At 41.7% G+C, this 21765-nt stretch carries 15 protein-coding genes; 12 read left to right on the top strand and 3 right to left on the bottom strand.

Going from position 1 to position 21765, the window contains the following annotated elements:
- Positions 1-29 precede the first annotated feature (29 nt).
- The 8 genes from ACPUEN_RS10380 to ACPUEN_RS10345 all read left to right on the top strand — a co-directional run bounded on the left by ACPUEN_RS10380 (position 30) and on the right by ACPUEN_RS10345 (position 12466).
- Complete coding sequence (locus tag ACPUEN_RS10380) at positions 30-3317, top strand: SusC/RagA family TonB-linked outer membrane protein (protein ID WP_425635816.1); 3288 nt, start codon at positions 30-32, stop codon at positions 3315-3317.
- A gap of 112 nt (positions 3318-3429) precedes the next feature.
- Positions 3430-5235, top strand: coding sequence for a RagB/SusD family nutrient uptake outer membrane protein (locus ACPUEN_RS10375; protein ID WP_425635815.1), 1806 nt, complete (start codon positions 3430-3432; stop codon positions 5233-5235).
- Between the two features lie 29 nt (positions 5236-5264).
- Positions 5265-6926: a DUF4957 domain-containing protein gene (locus ACPUEN_RS10370; protein ID WP_425635814.1), complete on the top strand. Its 1662-nt coding sequence runs from the start codon at positions 5265-5267 to the stop codon at positions 6924-6926.
- 80 nt (positions 6927-7006) lie between these two features.
- Positions 7007-8485 (top strand): pectate lyase family protein, encoded by a 1479-nt coding sequence (locus tag ACPUEN_RS10365; protein ID WP_425635813.1) that lies wholly within the window; start codon positions 7007-7009, stop codon positions 8483-8485.
- Between the two features lie 107 nt (positions 8486-8592).
- Positions 8593-8976 carry a VOC family protein gene (locus tag ACPUEN_RS10360; RefSeq protein WP_425635812.1) on the top strand — a complete coding sequence of 128 codons (384 nt, stop codon included), beginning with the start codon at positions 8593-8595 and terminating at the stop codon, positions 8974-8976.
- Between the two features lie 9 nt (positions 8977-8985).
- Positions 8986-10341: a pectate lyase family protein gene (locus tag ACPUEN_RS10355; protein ID WP_425635811.1), complete on the top strand. Its 1356-nt coding sequence runs from the start codon at positions 8986-8988 to the stop codon at positions 10339-10341.
- A gap of 74 nt (positions 10342-10415) precedes the next feature.
- Positions 10416-11429 (top strand): 3-dehydro-L-gulonate 2-dehydrogenase, encoded by a 1014-nt coding sequence (yiaK, locus tag ACPUEN_RS10350; RefSeq protein ID WP_425635810.1) that lies wholly within the window; start codon positions 10416-10418, stop codon positions 11427-11429.
- Positions 11426-12466 (top strand): Gfo/Idh/MocA family protein, encoded by a 1041-nt coding sequence (locus ACPUEN_RS10345; protein ID WP_425635809.1) that lies wholly within the window; start codon positions 11426-11428, stop codon positions 12464-12466. Before yiaK ends, ACPUEN_RS10345 begins: the two co-directional genes overlap by 4 nt.
- On the opposite strand, the gene ACPUEN_RS10340 is transcribed toward ACPUEN_RS10345, so the two are convergent.
- Positions 12463-14109: a UxaA family hydrolase gene (locus ACPUEN_RS10340; protein ID WP_425635808.1), complete on the bottom strand. Its 1647-nt coding sequence runs from the start codon at positions 14107-14109 to the stop codon at positions 12463-12465. The genes ACPUEN_RS10345 and ACPUEN_RS10340 overlap by 4 nt on opposite strands.
- Before the next feature lie 387 nt (positions 14110-14496).
- On the opposite strand from ACPUEN_RS10340, the gene ACPUEN_RS10335 reads away from it, so the two are divergent.
- Genes ACPUEN_RS10335 through ACPUEN_RS10325 form a run of 3 tightly spaced genes read left to right on the top strand, consistent with a single transcriptional unit; the run spans position 14497 to position 17291 of the window.
- Entirely contained in the window at positions 14497-15483 is a 987-nt protein-coding gene (locus ACPUEN_RS10335; protein ID WP_425635807.1) for a TRAP transporter substrate-binding protein, read from the top strand.
- Between the two features lie 24 nt (positions 15484-15507).
- Positions 15508-15996: a TRAP transporter small permease gene (locus tag ACPUEN_RS10330; RefSeq protein ID WP_425635806.1), complete on the top strand. Its 489-nt coding sequence runs from the start codon at positions 15508-15510 to the stop codon at positions 15994-15996.
- Complete coding sequence (locus tag ACPUEN_RS10325; RefSeq protein WP_425635805.1) at positions 15996-17291, top strand: TRAP transporter large permease; 1296 nt, start codon at positions 15996-15998, stop codon at positions 17289-17291. The genes ACPUEN_RS10330 and ACPUEN_RS10325 overlap by 1 nt, the downstream gene beginning before the upstream one ends.
- A gap of 258 nt (positions 17292-17549) precedes the next feature.
- Here ACPUEN_RS10325 and ACPUEN_RS10320 read toward each other — a convergent pair whose 3' ends face one another.
- Together ACPUEN_RS10320 and sucD are read right to left on the bottom strand one after the other, a co-directional pair.
- Positions 17550-19181: an ABC-F family ATP-binding cassette domain-containing protein gene (locus ACPUEN_RS10320; RefSeq protein ID WP_425635804.1), complete on the bottom strand. Its 1632-nt coding sequence runs from the start codon at positions 19179-19181 to the stop codon at positions 17550-17552.
- Between the two features lie 241 nt (positions 19182-19422).
- On the bottom strand, positions 19423-20304 hold the full coding sequence (gene sucD, locus ACPUEN_RS10315) for a succinate--CoA ligase subunit alpha (protein ID WP_091697283.1): 882 nt from the start codon (positions 20302-20304) through the stop codon (positions 19423-19425).
- Positions 20305-20587: 283 nt separating this feature from the next.
- Between sucD and ACPUEN_RS10310 the strand changes: the two genes are divergently transcribed.
- A complete protein-coding gene (locus ACPUEN_RS10310; RefSeq protein ID WP_425635803.1) occupies positions 20588-21763 on the top strand; it encodes a hybrid sensor histidine kinase/response regulator in 1176 nt (391 codons plus the stop codon).
- The last annotated feature ends 2 nt before the right edge of the window (positions 21764-21765 follow it).

Below are 21765 nucleotides of genomic sequence, written 5' to 3'. Positions count from 1 at the left end.
GGGAATTGTCAACCCAAAAAGCCAATGAAATGAAAAAAACTCTACTCGTATCGGAAAAGTCCCGATATCTAATTCTCTTAATGTGCTTATTGTGCAGCCTAAGTTTTCAGGTCTCTGCGCAATCAAGCCCAATTACCGGAACCGTGATTGGTTCGGATGGCTTGCCTCTCCCAGGGGCTTATGTCACGGTAAAAGGAACTACACGAGGTGTGGTCACAGATGTTGATGGAAGCTACTCCATCCCTGCTGTTTCTTCAGAAACTTTAGTTTTCTCCTTTATAGGAATGGAGACTCAAAACATTGAAGTAGGAAATCAATCAATCATTAACGTAACACTCGAAGAAGACATGGCTCAGCTGGAAACAGTTGAAGTAGTCAGCTTTGGTTACGGAACAGTGAAACGAACTGATCTGACAGGATCGGTAGCCTCTATTTCAGGAAAAGATCTTTCCAAAATTCCTGTTGCCAGTGCTGCACAGGCAATCACCGGTCGACTTCCAGGTGTAAACGTCCTTACTACAGACGGTTCTCCAGATGCAGATATTGTTATACGAGTTCGTGGTGGTGGATCGATTACCCAGGATAATGCGCCACTTTACGTAGTAGACGGATTTATAGTAAATAGTATCCGTGATATTCCTCCTACAGATATAGAGAGTATTTCGGTTCTGAAAGATGCTTCTGCCACGGCCATTTATGGAGCTCAAGCTTCCAACGGAGTAATTGTAGTGACTACTAAAACACCGACGGCGGGTAAAGTATCTGTTTCTTACAACAACTTTTTCCAATACAAAACCTTGCCAAAGGATCGTAGATATGAAGTGCTAGATCCCTACGAATATGTGTTGGCAAATTATGAATATGCCAAATTGAGATCTGAGGCTGATCTTAGACGATTTGAGAGATTCTATGGAGTCTATGATGATCTGGAGCTCTATAAGCAAAAGCCAGGAACAGATTGGCAGGAGGAATTATTTGGTGACCCAAAAATGTCCATGTATCATAATATTTCCCTTTCAGGGGGTACAGACAAAACAAAAGTGATGTTGAGTTTGACAAATAATACCGATGAAGGCTTGATGATTAATTCAGGTTACAATAGAAACGTAATCAACTTCAAATTGAATCAGGAGCTATCCAATAAACTTACGTTTGATGCTGGTGCCCGTATCACCAATACGGTGGTTGATGGAGCAGGTACATCAGGCAGTGCTCAGATCAACATTAAGGACGCTGTACAAACCAGACCTGTAAATGGGGTAGCTGATGAATTGGAAATAGATCTAAATCAGCTCAACTCAGAAGATGATTTTCAATCTTTCTTGCTAAGTCTAGTAAGTCCGGTTGAATTGGCAGAGCAAGATTGGAGAAAACGTACAGATAACGATTATGTATTCAATGCTGGTCTAAACTGGAATATTGTACAAGGTTTAGATTTCAAAACTACCGTCAACGGTTCTAAGTCTTTTAGAGAAGACCTAAGGTTTTACGGACCATTAACAGGGGAGTCTTTCAACAATGGAGGGAGCTTACCGCTTGGTGTCAAAACTAACAGAGAGTCTAATTCATTTCGTTGGTTGAATAGTGTAAACTGGGTAGTGCAGGGACTTGGAGATAAACACAAGTTAGACTTCTTGGTTGGGCAGGAAATTTATTCTACCGGGGGTACCTATTCTATGATCCGATCTGAAGACTTCAGATTGTCTATTACTCCTGAGGAGCTTTTTGCAAACATGACTTTCGGTAGAGTGGATCGTTTGGAAACCAGAAATGAGACTAATTCTAACAGGTTCTCACTTTTTGGCAGAGTGAATTATCAGTTCAATAACAAATGGCTTTTGACAGGTACTGTAAGGGCTGATGCCTCCAGTAAATTTGCTAAAGAAAATAGAGTCGGTGTTTTCCCGGCGGTTGCTTTGGGTTGGAAATTATCTGAGGAAGGATTTCTTCAAAATTCCACTTTTGTCGATGAGTTGAAATTAAGAGTTTCCTATGGAGAGACGGGAAATGATCGGATCGATCCTACTGCTACACAATTCCTTTTCCAAGGATCGACCAATAGAGGTCCAGGTTTTGGCAACGTGGATAACGTGTACTACACGCCAAGTAGCTCTGTATTATACAATCCTGACTTAGTTTGGGAAACTACTGTAAACCGGAATTTGGGATTGGACTTTGCCTTTATGCAGGCTAAAATTGAAGGTAGCTTGGATTTCTACTCTAATACTACCAGAGACTTATTGCTTCAATCTGCTATTCCTCCTAATACAGGGTTTAACTCTCAGTGGGATAATATCGGTAGTACATCAAACAAAGGGTTCGAAATGGGAATCAATGTTTTCTTATTGGACAGACCTGATTTCTCACTTTCTGTCAACTTCAATACTGGTGTTAATATCGCTAGAATTGAGGAGCTTGATGGGACAAATGACCGATTCTTTCAGTCCAACTGGGCAAGTACAGATTTGAACAACATCAATGATTTTTACTTACAAGTGGGAGGTAAACTCGGTGATATTTATGGCTATGTAAATGATGGCTACTACAGTGTGGATGATTTCCAATCTTATGATGCTGTTTCTGGAAGTTATATCCTGAAAGAAGGGATTCCAAGCTCTGGCGGAGTAGTGGGTAACACCAACATCAAGCCTGGCTACATGAAGCTGAAGGATCTTAATGAAGATGGGGTAATCGATGCCAAAGACAGAAAAGTAATCGGTAATGCACTACCAAAAAATCAGGGTGGTTTTGGACTTAATGCCAGATGGAAAGGATTTGATACGCAGATATTTTTCAATTACCAGTTTGGTAATGATGTCTATAACACCGGTAAAATCCAATACAACCAGTTCAGAAGAACTACCTATGGCAACTTGCTCACCACCATGAGTTCTGATAATCGCTTCACCTACATCGATGTCGATGGAACCTATACAGGAACTCCTGGTGAAGTCGTAACTGATCTAGGTCAGTTGGGCGAGTTGAATGCAGATAAAAACATCTGGTCACATAGTAGCTTTGGTATCGCCGGTGCAGTTATCTCTGATTGGGCTGTTGAAGATGGTTCCTTTATCAGATTGAATAACCTAACCGTAGGATATTCCTTTCCAAGAGATTTGATTTCACGTATCGGGTTGTCTCAATTGAGAATTTACGGTACCGGAAACAATTTGAAATTGTGGACAGATTACTCAGGATATGACCCTGAAGTAAGTACGAGCCGCAGCAGTTCTTATGCTGCGCTGACTCCGGGAGTTGACTACTCCTCATTTCCACGAAGCCGTTCATTCACGGTGGGGTTAAATGTTACATTTTAATGGATCTGAATTTTTAAACCAATGAAATCGAGCATAATGAAGAGTTTCACAAAATCCGATAATTATTCTTGCTGCGAGATTCCATGTGGTCATAAAATAAAAATATAAACACATGAAAATCAAACATATAATTATAGCTGTTATTGCTGGGATGAGTTTCTCTTGCGATGACTTCCTTGAGCCTGAGTCTATTTCCACATTCGATACGAACTACATTTATTCAAATGTGGATGATGCACGAAAAGGTGTCAATGCTATTTACGCAAATTTTGGTCAGGATGCTTTTCGCTCTCGACTTTCAAATAATATGGCTGGTAATACCGATATAGAACATCAAAGTGGCTGGACTAGCTCTTCAGACAGATATCAAATCTGGGATCTTAATGCTCTGGAAACAAACAGAGATTTGGAGATCGTATGGACTTATGCTTATCGATCTATTCGCGATGCTAATATTTCTATAGAAGGACTTCGTGCCTCCGGTAAATTAGAATCTACCGATGTAGCCGAAGCGAAAACTATGAATCACCTGCTAGGTGAGGCAGTAACCTTGAAAGCCTACTGGTACAGTATTTTGGTGTACTATTTTGGGGATGTGCCCTATGTGAATGAAGCGCCTAAGGCAGGGCTTGAATTTAACCTTCCAAAGGAAGATCGTAACGTCATTTTGTCTGGAGTGATCGAGGATATGATCGAAGTAGAAGAGAAAATGCTTTGGGCTGATCAGACTCCTTATGGAATCGAGCAGGTGACCAGAGAATATACCTTGGGAATGATCGCCAGAATTGCGTTGCAGCGTGGTGGGTATTACTTACAACCTGACCTTTCTCAGACGAGATCTAGCGATTATTTAGAGTACTATCAAGTAGCCAAAAACTACACTGAGAAATTGATGCAATTGAAGGATCGTGCGCTTCCTTCCGATTACCGTCAGGTATTTCTTAATCAGTCAAAATTCATCTCTCCGGTAAATGCTGATGTGCTTTTCGAAGTGCCATTTGCTCTGGGAAATGGTGACGTAGCCTGGAACATCGGTATTACAGTAGAAGGCGGTCCTACAGCGGCTCACAGTTTCGGTTCGGGTAATAACTACATGGCTATTCCTCCTACTTATTACTTTTCTTTTGATACGTTAGATACTAGAAGAGATGTGACTTGTGCATTGTATAAGATCAATACAAACTTTGAGAAAGAATTTGTCAACGGGAGAACAAACATCGCCCAAGGCAAGTGGAGTAGATCGTTTTTGGAAAATCCTCCAGGTGCATCCTCTGCCAAAGGAACAGGCATCAACTGGCCAATGATGCGCTACGCAGATGTGTTGTTGATGTTTGCGGAAGCTGAAAATGAATTGAACGGTCCAACTGTCGCAGCTCAGGAAGCACTCAAAAGAGTGAGAAGAAGAGCATTTTCGGATGATCTTTGGGGTACTCGAGTAGATGGATATGTGGCTGATATTTCTGCCAGCAAAGAGAGCTTCTTCGAAGCCATAGTTGATGAAAGAGCTTGGGAGTTTGGTGGTGAGATGATCCGTAAGTACGAATTGATTCGCTGGGGAAATTATGCTGAGAAAATGGAAGAAACTGTCGAAGGCTTGAAAGAAATGGCTGATGAGGCATTCAACGGAACTGGTAATTTGCCTGATTACATGTACTGGAAAGTAAATGAGTCTGGACAGTTTGTACTACTGAATCCTAATACGAGAGTGGTCGCTCCACCGGATGATACATGGAATCAGGTTCCATTCTTATTGAGTATGCATAGTGAAACTACGCAGTACCAGGAATGGATCACAAAGGATTGGGCAAACTATTATAATGGTCCAAATCCGGGTGTAGCACGCTACATCTTCCCGATTCCTTCTACGGCTATCAACAATAGCCAAGGGACATTGACCAATGATGGTTATGGATTTTAATGAGGCTGTCAAAATCTAAAAGTTCAACAATGAAAATTCTAAATAGAAATATAAAAAGCACCCTTTTTATGCTGTTGATGGCCGTTTTGGCAGTGTCAGCATGTAAGGAGGACGAGGAGATGTTCGAGGAGACAAGGTTATTCAGACCGGTATTGAACGAAGATCTTTACTCAGAAGGCAATACAATTATTGTCAATCAGGGAAATATGAAAAGTGCTATTTCCTACACACTGGAAGTGAGTCGTGATACATTCAATACAATTGAATATGTCATTGAAACAGATACTTCTTATGTCGAGATCAACAAAGCTCTGATAGGAGAGGAGCTTTTCTGGAATACGCTTTATCAAGTGAGATCAACAGCTAGAGCTGCAGATCCAGCTTTTGATAGCAAAGCATCAGATCTTGGAAATGTGCGTACACAGCGTTTCCCGACCATTTTGAATAATCCGGCATCTTTTGATGTAACTGATATTGCAGCCAGAGTTACTTGGACAAAAGCTGGTGCAGAAGTGACTGGGGTCAAAGTGTTTTCTGCTCAAGATTTACAGTTAAGTACTCCTCTTTTCGATGAGCAGATGGTGACAAGTGAAGAGCGGGCAAAAGCAGAGGTGATCGTGAAAGGTTTGGATCCTGAAACAGAGTATCAAATAGCTATCTACAGTGGAGATGTTTTGAGAGGCTGGGTTAACTATACTACCCGAGTAGCTGATATAGATCCTACAGCTCCAGGAGTAATTGATATCCGGGACAATGAAAGCCCAAGCGCAGTGGCCGATGCAGTGCTAGCAGCAGCTGACGGTGATCTTATTTTGGTGAAAAGAGGCGTTACTTACGACTTGCCTTCTGAGAACTTGGATAAGTCTATCACCATCCAGGCAGCTTATGGCTTTGGTGAGCAAAAAGCCAAGTTATATACTACAGGCAACTGGAATATAGCTGAAGGCGCTCAGATCGATCATATCCGATTTATTGATCTGGAAATTAGGGGAGCTGATTACACAGGAGATTACGTGTTTAATCCTAATACAAGTGGAGTGAATGTGAGAGAATTACTTTTCGAGAATTGCACAATGGGTACTTTCCGAGGAATTATAAGGATAAGAGGAACGGTAACCATAGAAAACTATCTCATCAAAAACACATTGGTGGACAGCATCGGTGGTTATGGACTTCTGACTACGGATACAAACCCAAGTGATGATGAGCTGACTGCAAACGTTCAAAATATAGTATTTGAGTCATCTACCTTCAACAAAATCCAGGGTGGTATCACTTCTAGAAACAACTCAAATTCCATCACAATAGATGGCTGTACCTTTGCCAATTTCATTAGCCCAAATGGACAAATGTTCCGATACAGAGGTGGAGATGGCAATAACAATGTGGCCAGTGGCATTAGCATTACCAACAGTATTTTTGGGCATGCTTGGGATGAGTCAGAATCTGAAAACTATGGGATAAGAGGCGTGGATGGTCTGGAGAGTACTAATTTTAATTTAATTAATAATTACAGCACTGCAAATTTCAGCTTTTCTGGAAATGAGATCCCTGGATTCCCTGTTGGCAACTATTCAAAAGGTCAATCTGACCTTTGGGTGAGTCCAGCTACGAATAACTTTAACTTTAAGGACAGTGGATTCGCTGGAAGGTTTGATACAGGTGACAAGCGTTGGAGAGTTACATTATAGTTAAGTATTGGGTTAATAATTAATTGAGATAAGGTGTGGTTTTGCCGCACCTTATTCTTTTCAATCCAAATCAAAAACCAATGAATTCGATAATTAAGCTTTTCTTTATACCCATCATCTTTTTTTCAAATATTTCATGCAAGGAATTTTCCGATCCTTTGGTAGTGGAGGAACTTGAAGAAGTTGTCCCTCCCTATGAAGGGTTGCATTATGCCTTTCCTGGGGCTGAAGGCTTCGGTCAATTCACAACTGGTGGTCGTGGAGGCAAGGTCTATTATGTGGATAAATTGACCGATGATGGATCGGTAGGAACTCTTCGATACGCAGTCAATCAATCAGGTAAACGGACGATCGTTTTCAATACAGGTGGTACGATTCAGTTGAAATCCAAACTTCAGATCAATTTCGGAGACATTACCATCGCAGGGCAAAGTGCTCCTGGAGATGGGATTACGATCCGGGATTTCCCGGTCGTTATCAATGCAGATAATGTTATCATCCGGTACATTAGATTCAGGATGGGAGACGAAGGCAAGCAGCAAGCCGATGCTCTGGAGGCTCGTTTTCAAAAGGATATTATCATCGATCATTGCTCCATGAGCTGGTCCACAGACGAGACGGCTACTTTCTATGCCAATGAGAATACTACGCTGCAGTGGAGTATTATTTCTGAAAGTTTGAAAAACTCAGTTCATGAAAAAGGAGCACATGGTTACGGTGGAATTTGGGGTGGAAAAAATGCCTCATTTCACCATAATATCTTGGCTCATCACGACAGCAGAAACCCTCGGCTTGGAGAAGAGGCTGGAAAAGCTTTTGCACTGACTGATCTCGTGGATATGAGAAATAATGTCATTTACAATTGGGGTTCCAATAGCGCATACGGCGGTGAGGCTATGAATGTGAATATTGTTAATAACTACTACAAGCCTGGCCCGGCAACTCCTTCAGGATCGAAGCGGAATAGAATAGTTTCAATTGACAAGAATAAGAATGAAGGAACTGAAGTCTATGACGTCTGGGGAAAGTTTTTCATTGATGGAAATGTTATCGAAGGCAGTACTTCAGCTTCTCAGGACAACTGGGCTTTTGGTGTTTTGAACCAGTTTCATAGTAGTTATGGCACAGTTTCTCAAGGCGATATTGATGGAATTCGACAAGCTTCTCCTCACCCTATTAATGGTAATGTCACTACGCATTCTGGAGAAAAAGCCTTGGAATTGGTATTGCTTCATGCTGGAAGTTCACTGAAAAGAGATGAGGTTGATTTGAGAATTATTGACAACGTTAATAATAATTCCTATTCGGTAGAAGGATCACTTGGTTCTACAAACGGTATTATCGACTCCCAAGCAGATTTAGGAGGTTGGCCAGAACTCGCAGCAGGAACCCCAGTCATAGATACTGATAAAGATGGGATTCCCGACAATTGGGAAACTGCAAATGAGCTTGATCCAAATCTTGGTACAGATGCAGCTAAAATCAAACCTGGAACTCCTTATTCTTATTTGGAGACTTACCTGAATAGTCTTATCAAGGATTTTCCGTTAAGCAATTGACATAAAAATAGACCTATGAAATGCCCATGATCTTGAAACTTAGGGACGGCACAGGGAAACGATTACCAGGGCATTCCATATGGCCATAAAAAAACAATTATAAACATATGAAATTCGAACATTTTGCACTAAACGTTGCAAATGCATCTGCTGCCTCTCATTGGTATGAGGAACATCTGGGACTGAAAGTAGTCAAGAAAATGGCAGAGCCACCGTACATGACCTTTTTGGCGGATGATAGTGGTACGGTTATGATTGAGATTTATTCCAATCCAAAAGGTGAAACTCTTGATTTTGAAAAACTTCATCCACTTGCCGTTCATCTCGCATTGGTTTCTGAAGATCCAAATGCAGACCGAGATCGCTTGGTTGAAGCTGGAGCTAAGGTGATTTCTGACGATATTTTGCCTGATGGCTCCCACCTGGTCATGGTAAAAGACCCTTGGGGATTGGCACTTCAGTTATGCAAAAGAGCAAACCCAATGATATAATCTTTGAATATGATTCTAAAAAACACAATCGGATTAGGATTGATTTTGCTGATTTCTTTAGGCTGTAAAGCTCAGGAAAAGGGAAAAGCTGAAAGCCAGTTTCTGTCAGAAAATGCAGGTAAACCACTCGCATTTCCAGGCGCTGAAGGCTTTGGGAAATTCACTACAGGTGGTCGAGGTGGAAAAGTTTTGGTGGTAACTAACTTGAATGACGATGGACCAGGCTCACTTCGGGATATGATCCAAAAAAAGGAACCAAGAATAATCGTTTTTGCTGTTTCTGGAAATATCGAGTTGAAATCAAGCTTGGATATAAACTATGGTCACCTGACTATTGCTGGGCAAAGTGCTCCCGGCGGAGGAATTACACTTCAAGGATATCCTATTAAAGTGAAAGATGATAACGTCATCATTCGATACATCCGAAGCCGATTAGGCGATGAACTCAACGTTCAGGATGATGCGATGAGCGCCATTCGAGTGAAAGATGTCATTATTGATCATTGTTCCTTGAGTTGGGCTACGGATGAATGCGGATCTTTTTATGACAATGAGAATTTCACGTTGCAGTGGACAATTCTATCAGAAAGCCTCAATAGATCTGTGCACGAAAAGGGTGACCATGGATATGGAGGAATATGGGGTGGTAAAAAAGCTTCTTTTATCTACAACCTTCTCGCAGATCATAATAGCCGGAACCCAAGATTTAACGGCGCTCGTTATCACAAAGAACCAGCAAAAGAATGGGTGGATTTTAGAAATAACGTCATCTACAATTGGAAGGGAAACAGTTCCTATGCAGGTGAAGAGGGGCAATACAACATCGTCAATAACTACTACAAAGCCGGTCCAGCGACGAAATCAAATCGAGATAGGATAGTCGAACCCTATGAACCTTATGCGAAATTCTATGTAAATGGAAATGTAGTGGAAGGATTTGAAAATGTGACGGCAGATAACAGTTTGGGAATTCAAGGAGTGGATGCCGACCAAGTTGAAGCTTCAGCTGCTTTTGACTTTGCGGGAGCAAAAACCATGAGTGCTGAGGAAGCATATCATGCAGTTTTAAAGAATGCTGGCGCAAGCCTCAGGAGAGATTCAATAGATGAGAGGATTGTAAAGGAAGTGGCAACGGGAGTGAATAAATTCGGTGAAAATGGAATAATCAATTCTCAAGCTGAGGTGGGAGGATGGCCGATTCTTGATCAAGGAACTGTAAAAATCGATTCGGATCAAGACGGAATGCCAGATGATTGGGAAGAGAAAAATGGCTTGGATCCAAAGAATCCGGATGACTCCAAAGGTTTTGATCTGGACAAGAATTACAGCAACGTGGAGGTCTATTTGAACAGCTTGGTCAACTAATTTTTCACAATATATGCGAAATTTGAGCCTAGGTTTTATCTTAGAGGAAACCACTAATAAATTCAGACTTTTCGATGATTGATCTGCAACTTCCTTTTGAGCAACTCAGGAAAACACTTGAGCAAATATTACTTAATTATGGCTTTACTGAAGAACGGGCGCAGCGATGTGCCTTTCTTTTTGCCAAAGCTGATCTTGACGGAGTACGCTCTCATGGGGTAAATCGCTTTTTCCTTTTCCTCGATTTTATCAAAAAAGGCTTAGTTTATCCTGATAAAGAACCTGTTGCTTTAACTCAACTAGGCATGTTTGAGCGTTGGGATGGACAGGAGGGCGTGGGGAATCTCAATGCTGATTTTGCGATGAACCGAGCAATTCAGCTTTCAAAAGAGTTTGGAATCAGCTGTGTTACCTTGCAAAATACCAATCACTGGATGCGTGGTGGTAATTTCGGTTGGCAGGCGGTAGAGGCTGGATGCATCGGGATTTGCTTCACAAATACAATTCCCAATATGCCCGCTTGGGGTGGAAGTGAACCCAAAATCGGCAACAACCCTCTGGTGATTGCAATTCCCAGAGAAAAAGGCCCGGTGGTGTTGGACATGGCTTTTACTCAATTCGCTTATGGGAAATTGAGCATAGCAAGAGCTAAAGGTGAGCAAATGGATTATGAAGCAGGTTTTGATAAGGAGGGTAATCTCACCAAAGATCCGGGAACAGTGATTGATAATCACCTGGGCTTGCCAATTGGACTGTGGAAAGGCTCAGGCCTGAGTATGGTTTTGGATTTGCTGGCAGCAGTTCTTTCTGGAGGAAATGCTTCTTTTGAAATAGGAAAATCTGGCCATGAAAGTGCTGTTTCGCAGGTTTTCCTTTGCTTTGATCCCACCAAACTTGAACTTACAGATTGGATAGAAACTAAGTCAGACGCGCTGATCGACGATTTGAAAAGTTCAGCAACTTTTGCTGACAAGTCAGTCAGATATCCGGGCGAAAGTACCTTAGAAACCCGAAATAGAAACCTCAAGAATGGAGTTCCGATTTCTGAAAAACTATGGGATGAACTTCAAAATGAATTGAAAAAATGAGAAAATTTAAAATAGGAATAGTGGGAACAGGTGCGATCACTGGAAAGCATGCAGATGCGATCGCGGAAATCGAAAATGCTGAATTGGTTGCGCTTTGCAGTTCTTCTGCTGAAAGAGCAAAGGCAGCTCAAGAGAAATTCGGAGTTGATACTTACTCCGATGTTTCTGCTTTTTTGACTCATCCTGAGCTTGATATTGTGTGCATTTGCACGGCTAGCGGACATCACATGGAAGCGGGTTTATTGGCAGCAAAAGCAGGTATGCACTTGATAATAGAAAAGCCAATCGAGATAAATCTTAGAAGAGCTGACCAGCTGATTGATACTTGCGAAGAAAATGGTGTAAAGCTCGGAGTTATTTTTCAAAATAGATTTTCTGAAGATTATCTTAAGCTGAAAGCAGCGGTGAAAGAAGGGAAATTTGGAAAACTTTTGATGGGAAATGCTCATGTTAATTGGTACAGAGCGCCTGAATACTATAGTAACAGCCCTTGGAAAGGAACGCTGGAAGGAGATGGAGGCGGGGCTTTCATGAATCAAGGCATTCATACATTCGACTTGCTACTTGATATAATGGGTGATGTGAAGTCTGTTTTTGCTAAAGTAAAAACAGCTCTTCATCCTATAGAGGGGGAAGATTTGGGTGCTGCCTTAGTGACTTTTGAAAACAAAGCGCTGGGAAATATCACTGCCTCTACTGCATTGTATCCTGGATTACCAGAGCGTTTGGAGATTTTTGGAAAATGTGGGTCTGCAGTTTTGGAGGCTGGAAAGCTTATTCAATGGAGTATTCAGGGGGAAGAACCCGAGCCAATCGTTGCAGATACCAGTGCTGGGTCAGGAGCTGCTGATCCAATGGCAATTGGACATGCATTGCACAAAGCACAATGGGAGCATTACCTAAATGCTGTAGAAAATGATGAGTCGGTATTGGTAGAAGGAAATATGGCCCGGAAATCAGTGGAGCTGATCCGAGCCATTTACAAGTCTTCCGAATTGGAGAAGGAAGTTGAGCTCCCTTTTCTTGATTATGTTTAAAGAGAAACGCCTCTTTTCCAAGGGATAAAGTCGTCCTGGCCAAGAATCATAGCTTTGGATTTTTCTTCGCCGCTTGCTACTTTGATTACTTTCTCCAAGATTTCCTCACCCATTTGTTGGATGTTTTTCTCACCGGAGATCACAAAACCTGTGTTGATATCGATGATATCAGGCATGCGCTCGGCTAGTTTGTGATTTGAGGAAACCTTGATGACAGGAGTAACTGGATTCCCGGTTGGTGTGCCAAGTCCCGTTGTAAATAAGATCATATTCGCCCCAGCGCCTGCCATTGCGGTGGTGCTTTCTACATCATTTCCAGGAGTGCATAGTAAATTCAGGCCTGGTGTGTTTACGTATTCTCCGTAGTCCAGCACATCAGTTACTGGGGAAGTCCCGCCTTTCTTGGCAGCGCCGGAAGATTTCATTGCATCTGTGATCAGGCCGTCTTTAATGTTTCCCGGACTAGGATTCATGTCAAATCCAGAACCTGAAGCTTCCGCAGCAGCAGCATAAAGTCGCATTAACGTAGAAAAACGCTCGGCTTTGTCATTCGAAACGCAACGGTTGATCAATTCTTGCTCTACACCGCAAAGCTCAGGAAATTCAGAAAGAATGGCTGTTCCACCTAGCGCTACAACCAAATCAGCTGCATAACCCACAGCTGGATTTGCTGAGATTCCAGAGAATCCATCCGATCCGCCGCACTCTAATCCTACCACCAATTTACTCAAAGGAGCAGGCTGACGGGTTTGGGTATTGGCATCAGCCATTCCAATAAAGGTCTCTTTAATCGCACGGGTAAGCATCTGCTGCTCGGTCCCTTCTACCTGTTGCTCCAAAATAATCAAAGGCTTTTTGAAATCTGGGTTGATTAGACGAAGCTTTTCTTCCATAAAAGAAGACTGGGCATTTTGACAACCTAAGCTTAAGATTGTTGCACCAGCCACATTTGGATTGTTGATGTAACCAGCGATTAGCGCGCAAAGAGCCTGCGAATCTGTTCTTGTGCCGCCACAACCTGTTTGATGATTTAGGAATTTAATTCCATCGATATTTTCAAAAAGACGTTCTTCTGCCTTTTCCGCGAATGTTTCCACAACAACAGAGTCAAAGGAATCTTTTTGCCCAGACTTATAAAGACTTGCCATTTCCCGCACCATCTTTTTGAACGGGTTTGGCTTGCCGAAACCAAGCTCTTCGAGAAAAGCATCTTTAATGATGTCGACGTTTCTATTTTCACAGAAAACCATCGGGATCACTAACCAATAGTTACCCGTTCCTACTTGTCCGTCAGGACGATGGAAACCATTGAACGTTTTGTCTTTGAATTTGCTGATATCAGGTGCATCCCATTGGTAAACTCCTGATTTTTCTCCAAAGTCTTCAGCTTCGTGAGTTACGTTTTGAGTGCTGAGAACACCTCCTGAAGGGATGGTAGAAAGAGTTTTACCCACAATTCCGCCATACATAAAGACCTGAGAGTTAGTCTTCAATTCATTTATTGCAAACTTATGTTTCGCAGGAATACTGTCCTTGAGGGTTATTTTTAGGCCATTGTGTTCAACTATTTCGCCTGCTTTAAGGTCTTGTAAAGCGACTAACACATTGTCCTTAGGATGAATTAATAATGTCTTATGGTTCATTAGAATTAATTATTATATTGCGCAATCGATTGCGCAATTTATATTATTCATTTGCAATAACGAAAATCCTTAATGAAAATTAAAATATTTGTGCAGATGTACTAAAATGAATTTTATCATTTCTCATAATTTGAAAATAGAATGTTTTTGGAATTTTCTACCTACCTAAAACCTTGATCACTCAAAGGAATTACCATATTATACAGCTCACTAAATCGTTTCCGTAAATCAACCTGACATTTCATCTTAGAAACACCTATTATTGTGTAGTATGTTTTATGATCAATAAACCCATGAAATCGAGCATGACGAAGAACGTCATTAAGTATAGCGCCTATTTACCTTGCGAGATTCCATCTGACAATTCAAAAACAAAAAAATAACCAGATGACAATCAAAAAACTTCAAACCCTTTCCTTTTGTATTGTGCTAGCACTTTTCGTATCCTGCCAGGCGACAGGGGAAAAGCGAATAATCAAGCTTGGCCATGGCCTAGGCATTACACACCCTGTACATGAAGCCATGCTCTTTTTGGCTAAAAAAGTAGAGGAGAAATCAGGCGGCAAAATGGTCGTGAAAATTTACCCTAATCAGCAATTAGGCAGTGAGCGTGAATTGGTAGAACTCCTACAGATTGGTAGTTTAGGTATGACCAAGGTGTCCTCAGCTGCACTGGAAGGGTTTGCTCCGACCATGCAGGTTTTTGGAATGCCATATCTTTTTAGAGATGATGCCCATCAGTTGGCGGTTTTGCAAGGTGAGATTGGTAAAAAGCTTTTGCTAGATCCTCAGAAGTATCTTTTGAGAGGACTGTGCTACTATGATTCCGGGAAAAGAAGCTTTTATACCAAGGACAAACCAGTAGAGACACCAGCGGATCTTGCAGGCTTGAAGGTTCGGGTGATGGAAAGTAACACCGCTTCAAATATGGTGAAAAGTCTGGGAGGTTCTCCAACGCCAGTTTCTTTTGGCGAACTCTACACAGCTCTGCAGCAAGGTATCGTGGATGGAGCGGAGAATAATGCGCCGAGCCTTTATACTTCCAAGCACTATGAAGTATGTAAATTCTACAGCTTAGATGAACATACAGCTTTGCCAGATGTGATGATCGTGAGCACCAAAGTATGGGAAAGTCTGAATGAGCAGGAGCAGCAATGGTTGCAAGAGGCGGCTGATGAATCAGCTACTTATGAATACAAGATCTGGGCAGAAGCTACGCAGGAGTCTTTGAATGAATTGAAAAAGGCAGGAGTAACTATCACCTACCCAGATAAGCAGCCATTCCGCGAAGCAGTCGAGCCGATGTACTCAGAACTCAAAATTCAGCAACCAGAAATCTATAAAATTGTAGAAGAAATTCGCGCTGTAAAATAACTGTTAACCCAAAGTTTCAATCCTATGTTTTCACCCCAAACCAAGCTAATCCTGGATAAATGGATTGCCTATTTACTAGTCATCTTGATGTCACTTATGGTGGTCAATGTGACCTGGCAGGTGGTTTCACGTTATATTTTCCAAAGCCCAAGTTCATTTACGGATGAATTGTCCAGGTACATGCTGATCTGGGTAGGAATGCTGGGAGCAGCCTATGTTGCAGGAAAAAATGAGCATTTGGCAATTGATATTTTGCTTACAAAGCTCGAAGAAAAGGCGCAGGACAAATTGATGATTTTGATCAACACCTGCATTTTTATTTTTGCACTTGTGGTGATGGTCATAGGAGGATCAAACCTCGTTTATTTGACTTTTATCTTGGAACAAAAATCAGCTGTACTTCAGATTCCACTAGCTTATATCTACGGTATTATCCCGTTTAGCGGGTTATTAGTGATTTACTACCAAGTAGTTGCTATCAAATTTTTGACAACTTTAAAAGCTACAGTGTAATGGAGGTGTTAAGTGTATTAGTATTAGTACTATCCTTTCTTTTCTTTTTAGGAATCGGTGTGCCAGTAGCCTGGAGTCTTGGACTTTCCAGTATGCTGACATTGATGGTGACCGTCCAAACCATGCCTGCAATAACCACGATAGCGCAGCGTATGGGGACTGGATTGGACAGTTTTTCTCTTTTGGCAATTCCTTTTTTCATTCTTGCAGGAGAATTGATGAACCGAGGTGGTATTGCCAATCGACTCATAGAGTTTGCGAAAGCGCTCACAGGTAGAATGCGTGGCGGTTTGCTTCACGTGAATATCATTGCAGCCATGCTAATGGGAGCGATTGCAGGCTCTGCGGTGGCTGCGGCATCTTCAATGGGGGGTATTTTGGGAAAAAGAATGGAGAAAGAAGGATATCCAAAAGAACTGGGAGCGGCGGTAAATATTACTTCTTCTACGACTGGATTAATCATTCCTCCATCCAATGTGTTGATTGTTTACTCCTTGGCTTCTGGTGGGGTTTCTGTAGCAGCGTTGTTTGTAGCTGGATATTTACCGGGCCTTTTGGTTGGATTGTTATTGATGGTTACCGCTGCTATAATGATAAGGGTACATAAACTACCTGCGGGAGAAGGATCTTCTTTTGGTGTCATTTTGAGTACATTTTGGAAGGCAGTTCCAAGTTTATTCTTACTGATTGTCGTGATCGGAGGAATAATAGGAGGGGTGTTTACAGCTACCGAGGCATCTGCCATCGCTGTTGTTTATTCCTTGGTGTTATCGCTGATTTATCGTGAACTGAAAGTAAAGGATTTGCCTTCAGTATTGTTGAAGTCAGCGGAGACCACAGCAGTGGTGATGTTATTGATCGCAACTTCCATGGCAATGTCATGGGTGATGTCCAGTGAGGAGATTCCTCAGAATATTTCAAATGCCTTGCTTGGATTAAGTGATAACATCTTTGTGATTCTGATCATGATCAACCTATTGTTGTTATTCGTCGGGATCTTCATGGATATGACTCCAGCAGTTTTGATTTTCACTCCGATCTTCCTGCCAGTTGTAACGGCTTTGGGAGTTGATCCAGTGCACTTCGGTATCATGATGGTCCTCAACCTCTGTATTGGGCTTTGTACTCCTCCTGTGGGCTCTATTTTGTTTATTGGGGTAGGTGTGGCAAATACGACCATCCAAAAAATCCTTAAACCCATGTTGCCTTTCTATGCAGCTATGGTGTTAGCGTTGATTATCATCATGCTTTTCCCTGAGATCACACTTTGGCTTCCAAGAGTATTTGGGGTGTAAGTGGGATGTGTGAACGAAGATTGGTATGAAATCTGAAAAAATAGGAATAACAAAAAACGGCAGTTTAGCGACTGCCGTTTTTTTTTTAATCTAATTTAAGTCTGCTACTAATTGTGTCAAGTAGCTTTATATAACCTTCCTTTTGAAACCTATTTCAATAGCTTGAGTTCGCTTTAACCGACAACCGACAACCGACAACCGACAACCGACAACCGACAACCGACAACCGACAACCGACAACCGACAACCGACAACCGACTATCTCTCCACTTCCTTCAAATTCTCAATCTTCTTATTTCTAAGGAATCCATTGATATCCTCAAAGTGCTCTTTCACCCGCTTGTTTCCAAACTCAAACACTTTAGTTACCAGCCCATCCAAGAAGTCCCTATCGTGAGATACAATAATCAACGTGCCATCAAAAGCTTTCAAAGCGTCTTTGATGATGTCCTTGGTTTTCATGTCCAAGTGGTTGGTAGGCTCATCGAGAATAAGCAAGTTCACCGGCTCAAGTAAAAGTTTGATCATAGCCAAACGTGTCTTCTCACCGCCAGAAAGCACTTTTACTTTCTTATTGATGGCATCACCCTGAAACATAAATGCGCCTAAAATATCTTTTACTTTAGTTCGGATCTCTCCAACTGCTATATAGTCGATCGTTTCAAAAATGGTCAAACTCTCATCAAGCAAAGAAGCTTGGTTTTGAGCGAAATAGCCAATCATTGAATTATGGCCCAATTCACACTTGCCCTCAAAGTCGATCTCGCCCATAATCGCCTTGATCATGGTAGATTTACCTTCACCGTTTTTACCGACAAATGAGACTTTCTGCCCGCGCTCGATAGTCATGGAAGCATTCTTAAAGACCACATGCTCGTCGTAGCTTTTGCTCATGTCTTCTACGATTACAGGGTAGTTTCCTGATCGTGGAGAAGGAGGGAAGCGGAGTTTTAGGGCAGAACTGTCTACTTCATCTACTTCGATGATTTCCATTTTCTCCAGCATTTTCACGCGGGACTGTACTTGCAGTGTTTTGGAATAGGTTCCTTTGAAGCGGTCGATGAAACCTTGAATGTCTGCAATCGTAGCTTGCTGCTCTTCATATTGCTTTTGTTGCTGCTCACGACGCTCTTTTCTTAGCTCCAGGTAGTGACTGTATTTAGCTTTGTAATCGTAAATACGACCCATGGTCACCTCGATTGTGCGGGTAGTTATATTATCCACAAAAGCTCTATCGTGGGAAATCACCACAACCGCTTTGGCTTTGTTCAATAGAAAGTCTTCCAGCCACTGAATGGATTCAATATCCAAGTGGTTAGTAGGCTCATCAAGCAAGATCAAATCAGGCTTTTGCAAAAGGATTTTTGCCAACTCAATCCGCATTCTCCATCCTCCAGAAAATTCTGAAGTGGAACGTGTCAAATCAGTTCTCTCGAAACCCAGACCAAGCAATACTTTCTCCACTTCTGCCTCGTAATTGACCTCCTCAATAGCATAGAATTTCTCACTTAATTCCGAAACTTGCTCGATCAGCTTATAATATTCATCCGATTCGTAATCAGTTCTCACAGTCAATTCCTCATTGATTCGCTCGATTTCCGTCTTCATATTCAGGTAGCTCGCAAAAGCTTTGGATGTCTCATCCATCACGGAGCAATCATCTGAAGTCAACAAGTGCTGAGGAAGATATGCCACCACAAAGTCCTTCGGAGCCGAAACAGATCCTAAACTCGGTTTGGTCTGGCCAGCAATGATCTTTAAAAGAGTGGATTTACCAGCACCATTTTTCCCCATCAAGGCAATCTTGTCGGTTTCGTTGATGGCAAAGGAAACATTACTGAAAAGGGTCGAGCCGCTGTGAATGACGCCTACGTTATCTACTGAAATCATAAGTCTTAGAATTGAAGCGGCAAAGGTAAGGTTTCAGATTTGAAATTTTTAATTGAAAATTTGAGATTGTTCAGCTAGTTAAATTTGAAGTCTAGCTTTTTGGAATTTATAGGTTAATGTCAAGTCTCGGGTCTTGATACTTATGTCTTACATCTAGCTACTAAAAAAGAAAAAACCGCTCCGAACTTAATCGAAGCGGTTTCAAAACATCGGTCATCGGTCACCCAACATCCAACATATTTTAAGCATTCACGCCCAAAGCCTTAGCCATGGTAGCGCCGATCTCCGCTGGAGAATCTACTACGTGAATTCCATTTTCTCTCATTATTCTCATTTTGGCAGCAGCCGTATCGTCAGCTCCACCGATGATCGCACCAGCGTGACCCATTCTACGTCCAGCAGGAGCAGTTTGTCCGGCGATGAATCCCACTACAGGCTTCTTGTTACCGTTTTCTTTGATCCACTTTGCAGCCTCAGCTTCATAGTTTCCTCCGATCTCACCGATCATCACGATCGCGTCAGTCTCAGGATCTTCCATTAGCAACTGGACAGCTTGCTTAGTAGAAGTTCCAATGATAGGATCTCCACCGATACCGATAGCAGTAGATACGCCTAGACCAGCTTTAGCCACTTGATCTGCAGCTTCATAAGTTAATGTACCTGATTTAGATACGATACCGATTCTACCTGTTTTAAAGACGAAACCTGGCATGATACCAACTTTTGCTTCTCCTGGAGTGATTACTCCTGGACAGTTAGGGCCGATAAGCGTAGCACCTCTTTCAATGATATATGGCTTAGCTTTCATCATATCAGCTACAGGAATACCTTCAGTGATAGCGATGATTACTTTGATGCCTGCATCAGCAGCTTCCATGATTGCATCAGCAGCAAAAGCCGGTGGCACGAAAATGATGGAAGTGTCTGCACCAGTTTTTTGAACAGCTTCTTCTACAGAGTTGAACACAGGTTTTTCCAAATGAGTCGAGCCTCCTTTACCAGGAGTTACACCGCCGACTACGTTTGTACCGTATTCGATCATTTGCTGTGCGTGAAAAGAACCCTCAGACCCGGTGAATCCTTGTACGATCACCTTGGAATTTTTATTTACTAGTACACTCATGATGCGATTTCTATAGTTTGGCACAAAAATATAATAAACCCACCACCCACAAAAGAAAAGGGTGACAATATGCTGGGAATTCCTTGAATCTTTAAGAATCCTGACAAACTTGAGTTCTACAACAAGGGAATTACCTAAAGACTATCTCTTTTATATTTGCGACTTAATAAAGTGAGATAAAAGAATAGGGGCTTTTGCGAAGCAATTGTACTATTTCCACTTGGTAGACATATATTTTTTATATTTTCGGTTCCAAATAGATTTATCACATCCAACATCATCTATGTTTAGCCTTAAAATTCTCATCGTTGAAGATGATCCTGTTTCAGCACTTTTACTTCAGCGAGCTTTAGAGAAAAACAGACACGAAATACTTGGAATAGCAGATTCTGGAGAAAAAGCGCTTGAGATTTTAGCTGAAAATCACGCCGATATGGTGATGATGGATATCAATTTAGCAGGAGAATTAGATGGTATAAAAACTACTGAGATCATCAATGAAATTTACGATGTTCCCGTCGTTTATTTGAGTGCAAGCTCTGATGCTGAGACACTTAACAAGGTGGTTGGTACCAATCCGAGTGCCTATGTGATCAAGCCGTTTAATATCCGTGAATTGAACATGGTGATAGAATTGGCAATCTATAAAGACAGGAAAGAAAAGGAACTGCAAAAGCTCAATAATGAGCTGGAGGAGAAAGTGAAACAGCGTACCATTGAGCTTTATAATGCCAACAAGGAGCTGATGAAGGCTTTGGAAAAAGAACGGGAAATCAATGAATTAAAATCTAGAATCGTACTGAACGTTTCTCATGGATTCAAAACTCCACTGACTTCGATTTTGAGTTCTGCACAATTGCTCCAACTTTATGCCGAGAAAGATCACCCGTTCAAGCCGAAGATCACCAAGCATGCTTTCAAAATTGAGAATTCTGTCAGAGCACTGAACAACCTTTTGACTAGTGTATTGTTTTTTGGAAAAGCAGATGCTGATAAAATAGAGTTCAGGCCAAAAAAGATGTTCTTAGGTGCATTTGTAAAGGAAGTTCTCGATACCGTAAGTGCTAGCAAGGAAAATGATGTGAAAATCAAGACTGAATTGGTAAACCTTCCGAAGGTGATCACCTCCGATAGTGAGCTTCTCTATCAGATCTTCGAAAACCTACTATCCAATAGCGTGAAATACTCCAAGGATGGTCAGGAAGTGGTATTCAAATTGGAATTTGATGGTAAAAAATTGGTAGGAACGATTGAAGATAAGGGAATTGGTATCCCTAAAGCAGAGCAAGACCAGCTTTTTGAACGCTTTTTTAGGGCGAAAAATGTGGGAATTGTAGAAGGATCAGGGTTGGGACTATCGATTGTCAAAAAATGTATCGATGTGCTGAAGGGGCAGATCAGCTTTGACAGTGATACCAAAAACGGCACAACTTTTAAAGTGGAAATTCCCGTTAGTTAATT

This window comes from Algoriphagus yeomjeoni, from assembly GCF_049821175.1.
GTDB classification, from domain to species: Bacteria; Bacteroidota; Bacteroidia; order Cytophagales; family Cyclobacteriaceae; genus Algoriphagus; species Algoriphagus yeomjeoni_A.
This window is presented reverse-complemented; position numbering and strand designations above follow the sequence as displayed.

Bases quoted from the DNA above. Each gene is read 5' to 3' on its own strand.
- ACPUEN_RS10340 (WP_425635808.1), bottom strand. From the start codon at position 14,109: ATGAACCATAAGACATTATTAATTCATCCTAAGGACAATGTGTTAGTC.
- ACPUEN_RS10325 (WP_425635805.1), top strand. From the start codon at position 15,996: ATGGAGGTGTTAAGTGTATTAGTATTAGTACTATCCTTTCTTTTCTTT.
- ACPUEN_RS10375 (WP_425635815.1), top strand. From the start codon at position 3,430: ATGAAAATCAAACATATAATTATAGCTGTTATTGCTGGGATGAGTTTC.
- ACPUEN_RS10370 (WP_425635814.1), top strand. From the start codon at position 5,265: ATGAAAATTCTAAATAGAAATATAAAAAGCACCCTTTTTATGCTGTTG.
- ACPUEN_RS10355 (WP_425635811.1), top strand. From the start codon at position 8,986: ATGATTCTAAAAAACACAATCGGATTAGGATTGATTTTGCTGATTTCT.
- sucD (WP_091697283.1), bottom strand. From the start codon at position 20,304: ATGAGTGTACTAGTAAATAAAAATTCCAAGGTGATCGTACAAGGATTC.
- ACPUEN_RS10380 (WP_425635816.1), top strand. From the start codon at position 30: ATGAAAAAAACTCTACTCGTATCGGAAAAGTCCCGATATCTAATTCTC.
- ACPUEN_RS10365 (WP_425635813.1), top strand. From the start codon at position 7,007: ATGAATTCGATAATTAAGCTTTTCTTTATACCCATCATCTTTTTTTCA.
- ACPUEN_RS10360 (WP_425635812.1), top strand. From the start codon at position 8,593: ATGAAATTCGAACATTTTGCACTAAACGTTGCAAATGCATCTGCTGCC.
- ACPUEN_RS10330 (WP_425635806.1), top strand. From the start codon at position 15,508: ATGTTTTCACCCCAAACCAAGCTAATCCTGGATAAATGGATTGCCTAT.
- ACPUEN_RS10335 (WP_425635807.1), top strand. From the start codon at position 14,497: ATGACAATCAAAAAACTTCAAACCCTTTCCTTTTGTATTGTGCTAGCA.
- ACPUEN_RS10320 (WP_425635804.1), bottom strand. From the start codon at position 19,181: ATGATTTCAGTAGATAACGTAGGCGTCATTCACAGCGGCTCGACCCTT.
- yiaK (WP_425635810.1), top strand. From the start codon at position 10,416: ATGATTGATCTGCAACTTCCTTTTGAGCAACTCAGGAAAACACTTGAG.
- ACPUEN_RS10310 (WP_425635803.1), top strand. From the start codon at position 20,588: ATGTTTAGCCTTAAAATTCTCATCGTTGAAGATGATCCTGTTTCAGCA.
- ACPUEN_RS10345 (WP_425635809.1), top strand. From the start codon at position 11,426: ATGAGAAAATTTAAAATAGGAATAGTGGGAACAGGTGCGATCACTGGA.